Origin of the sequence: Psychrobacter sp. (assembly GCF_035469765.1) — a bacterium.
GTDB lineage: Bacteria > Pseudomonadota > Gammaproteobacteria > Pseudomonadales > Moraxellaceae > Psychrobacter.
In genome coordinates this window covers 1-1,608 of record NZ_DATIRM010000230.1, presented here as the reverse complement: position 1 = coordinate 1,608, position 1,608 = coordinate 1, and the positions used below count along the sequence as shown (strand labels likewise).

At 43.4% G+C, this 1,608-nt stretch carries 1 protein-coding gene and 2 pseudogenes; all 3 read right to left on the bottom strand.

Annotated elements, in window-relative coordinates; translation table 11 throughout:
• Positions 1–423 (bottom strand): annotated as a pseudogene (locus VLN09_RS06555) (Fe(3+) ABC transporter substrate-binding protein); the annotation flags it as partial.
• A gap of 263 nt (positions 424–686) precedes the next feature.
• The gene (locus tag VLN09_RS06550) at positions 687–1,430 is read right to left on the bottom strand and encodes a 16S rRNA (uracil(1498)-N(3))-methyltransferase (RefSeq protein ID WP_325244832.1); all 744 of its coding nucleotides are present in this window, start codon (positions 1,428–1,430) and stop codon (positions 687–689) included.
• Positions 1,427–1,608, bottom strand: a pseudogene (locus VLN09_RS06545) (3-deoxy-D-manno-octulosonic acid transferase); the annotation flags it as partial. The gene VLN09_RS06550 and the pseudogene VLN09_RS06545, both read right to left, overlap by 4 nt.

Genomic DNA, 1,608 nt, shown 5'->3' with positions numbered 1-1,608 from the left:
AGAAGCAACAGGTTGTAATAAACCTTGCTCAGACGCTTGCCATAAGTTACCCGCATCAACTGTCAAAAGCATATCGGCTGGGGTATTCTGACCTTCAGCTTGCAGACGCGCCATAAGTGGACCATCTTTGTCTGTAACCAGCTCAACCTTCACACCCGTCTGTTCAGTATAACGATCTAACAATGGCTTGATTAACTGCTCGTTACGTGATGAGTAGATAGTCACTGTCTGTCCATCAGCGCTAGCCGCGTTGTCTTTTGCTACTTCTTGCTCAGTGCTTGGCGCTGGCGTTTCGGTTTCAACGCTTTCTTCTGGCGTCGAGGGCTTACTACAGCCAGCAAGCGCTAACATCATGCCAAATACGGCAACAGGTAAAGTAAGCTTGGTAGACGATAAATTTGCACTGATCACATTCAATGACATGGTTTTCCCCATAATAGCGCGGCAGATAGGTAGGATAAAAAGACATTAAAAATTATGGATTGATAGGATTAATAGACCCCTAATGTCTGGAAAGACATATACTAATGGAAATGAGATTAATTATCAATACATTTATTTAGCCCGATTATTCAGTGAAATAATCGACAATTAATGCTGTGTATAGTGATTTTTTAATGGGGTTTTGATGCCGTTGTAATGAATCTTGCCGCGTTTTTCAAATGAGATTTATCGTAGCTATTACTTTATAACAGCCATTGCCCCAAAATAGCATTAACCGCCGCTTCGGTGCGCAATATTCGCGCACCTATATGTACCGCTTGGCAGCCTTGCCTTGCAAGTAGCTCAACTTCATAGTCAATCCAGCCGCCTTCTGCGCCGATAAAAACCATACTTGGCAATACTGACCTATGAGGCAATTCAGAGCTTTCTAATTGTTGTTGCACATATTGTGAAAATGACAATGCACTATAAGGATGGGCAACAATAGCGCGATTGGTGATTAACTGTGCTAATTCATCTTCAACAAAAGGCTTAAAGCGTTTTTGCACACTGATTCGCGGCGCTACTGTGTCAATACCTTGCTGCAGACCTTCTAATACAAACTCATCAAGCCGACTCAGCATCGGGCTTTGCCAGTAGCTTTTTTGCGTACGATAGCTGTTAATCAGGATGATATCGCGGACGCCAAGCGCGGTCATATCCATAATCAGCCGGCGTAATACTTTTGGACGGGGCAATGCTAATACCACAGTGAGGTCAAGCTTAGGCGGCGGTGCTGATGTTAAACTTACATTACTTAGCAAAATACGCTCAGGCGTCATATCAGCGATGACAGCGCTGCCAAGATTACCTTCTAGCTGCCCAATTTTTAGGGTCTCGCCTACTTTTGCCCCCAACACTTGATTAACATGTTCAATTTGCGCCGCTGCATTGATATGTGCAGATTCATTAGAGAAGTTTGCAGCCGGTAATAAGATACAGTTCATAGTGATTCTGATTTTAAATCTTGGCTAATGTTTTGCATAGCATGCTGCTCGATAACCTTTTCAATCATCGTTAACTGACGACTTAATACGGCTTGCTGCTGCTTAGTCATCTGCGCGCCAGCTTGTCCTGCCTTTTTAGCCAATGCTAAATGACTCAGCCAATATTTTAGCTGCTGAT